General features: G+C 58.4%; 2 protein-coding genes and 1 pseudogene. 1 reads left to right on the top strand and 2 read right to left on the bottom strand.

Features of this window, described 5'->3' with window-relative positions; genetic code table 11:
- Positions 1-462, bottom strand: a 462-nt coding sequence (gene surE, locus BG35_RS0109455; protein ID WP_025782625.1) for a 5'/3'-nucleotidase SurE, incomplete at its 3' end; no start/stop codon positions are given.
- Positions 463-871: 409 nt separating this feature from the next.
- Positions 872-1384 carry an ankyrin repeat domain-containing protein gene (locus BG35_RS12300; protein WP_071994835.1) on the bottom strand — a complete coding sequence of 171 codons (513 nt, stop codon included), beginning with the start codon at positions 1382-1384 and terminating at the stop codon, positions 872-874.
- 433 nt (positions 1385-1817) lie between these two features.
- On the opposite strand from BG35_RS12300, the pseudogene BG35_RS13775 reads away from it, so the two are divergent.
- Positions 1818-2238 (top strand): annotated as a pseudogene (locus BG35_RS13775) (hypothetical protein); the annotation flags it as partial.

Genomic DNA, 2238 nt, shown 5'->3' with positions numbered 1-2238 from the left:
GCTGCTGACCGCCATGGCGGGGATCCCCAGCAATGTTCCCTCCATGGCGGCAGCAACGGTGCCGGAATAGAGCACATCGCAGCCCAGGTTGGGGCCGTGGTTGATCCCTGCCAACACCAGGTCCGGTGGTTCGGAAAGGAGGGTAATCAACGCCAGCTTGACGGCATCCGCCGGGGCGCCACTGCAAGCCCAGGCCCTGATGCGCCCCCCGACTTCATCCATCCGCTTCGCTTCCATGGCCTGCCCTGTGGTGAGGCAATGGCTGGTGGCGGAACGCTCCCGATCCGGGCAGACCACGTCCACCCGATGGCCGGCGGCGTCACAAGCCTTCGCCAGACCCCGGAGCCCTGCCGCCCCGATGCCGTCGTCATTGCTGATCAGGATGCGCAGCCCTGCGGAGTGTCTCTTTTTGACCTCTTCCCCGCCCCGCAGTGGGGGGATTCCTTCTCTCAAGCAGCACATGGTTGTACTCCTTGATTCAGATGGGTTCCTGCTTCAAAGAAGCCAGAGAAGTCAAATTCGAGGATCCGGGCATTGGCGTTGCGCCCCCGCGCCTTGATCGCAGCCTTGGCCAACCATGGCCCAGTTCGGAATCCAGGGCATGGCCCGCTCCGAGTCCGGGTGAGGCGGCCCCGCCACCAGCGCCACCACGCCTGAGATCAGGATCTGCCAGTGGTCTGCTCACGGTTCACGCGCCACCACCCTGCCTCCCCTCTTGAAGCCGTGTCAGGTAGTAGCCAGGCCGTGGCCGGTGACCATGACGCCAGAGATGGGCAGCAAGGGGCGAGACATTCACCATCATCGCCGCCTCCCTGCTGGTGAAGCAGGTACCGTGCTCGCCTGCTTCCCGTAAAGCTCTCCGGATCTTCCTTCAAGGGTTTTTCAACAAATCCCTTAGGAGAGAATCATCCGGAATACGATCTGGAATTCGGTCCCAAGCTGTCTTCCCAGAAGCGTTCCGCGCTGTGGGATCAGCGCCAGCGTCAAGCAGAACCTCTACTGCACCTATGGCCTGCGCGAGACCCTTGGTATTCCTCACGGCAAAGTGGAGAGGCGTGCTTTCAAAATCATCAGTCCTTGTGTTGGGATCTGCACCAGCTTCGAGTAGAATTTCCACCATTTCTGGAGTCTGACTAAACTGCGCGGCCCAATGAAGAGGTATTGATCCAAGTACATTCCTTGTATTAAGATCGGCACCGGCATCAAGTAAAACTTTCACTACTTCAGGCGTCTTGCTAAGGTCTACTGCCCAGAATAGAGACGTTAACCCATTTGAGTCTTTGGCATTAGGATCTTTACCCTTCGATAGACAGTGTACTACATCATCTAGTGATGCTTTAGTGATGCTTCTTTGAAAAAGCTGAGTGTGTTCCACGTTGGGCACGCGGTTGCTCTGCCCCTACAAGCGGTCAATGAAACCAAAACCAAACTCAAAAGAATTCTCTTGAGAGAGGAAAATGACGGGTGAGCATTGGGGAGATCGACAAAATGGCGCCTTGGAAAATCAGGTAGCCTCCCTCATGAGAGACCTTCTTACCATGAGAAGGAGATGCATAGGCCAGGAGCCTTTCTCATGCGGGGAAACAGCAATTTTCGTGGCATCCGAAAGCTTAACACGCCATAGGTTCTTCTACCCAGTGGTGGCTCCATCTTGTCCAACTGGGCAACCAGCCATCCACACCACCCCCACCACCAGAACCTGCATCCACACCGCCTTGGCTGCCATGCCTGCAATTCACGAAATGAGCCTGCGCAAACGCTAGGGGCACGATTCCACGGTGGTGGACATCTAAACTGTCAGTAGCTGTGCAACCTTGGTGAGCATCCCTGTCAACCCCGAGGACAACCTCAGGAGCCCACTGGATACCCCCAGGCGCAGGGCCGTTGTTCCAGAAGCGCTGGAACAGGCCCAGGAAAGCCGGCAGCGGTGGCAGGAGCCAGGGAAACACCCCGATCTGCGGGATCCCCTGAATGAGGCGCTCGACAAACTGAATGCCCTTGAAGAACAGATCCGCAGCGACCAGATCTTCCGTAGCGCTGACTCCCCCCAGGCGCTGGAGCGGTTGCGCATCAGCCTGCTGGGCAAGAGGGGGGGGCAGCTCTCCCGTGTGCTGGGGGCCATGGGCTCCCTGCCCCATGCCCAACGCCCCCTCCTGGGTCAACGCGCCAACGTGCTCAAGAAGGAGATCCAGGAGCGTCTCAACGAACAGTTGCGGCAACTGGAGGAGGAGGCCCTCG

The sequence above is a fragment of the Candidatus Synechococcus spongiarum SH4 genome, from assembly GCF_000586015.1.
GTDB classification, from domain to species: Bacteria; Cyanobacteriota; Cyanobacteriia; order PCC-6307; family Cyanobiaceae; genus Synechococcus_B; species Synechococcus_B spongiarum_F.
Note: the sequence above shows the minus strand (reverse complement) of the source record. Positions and strands in the feature narration are given on the sequence as shown.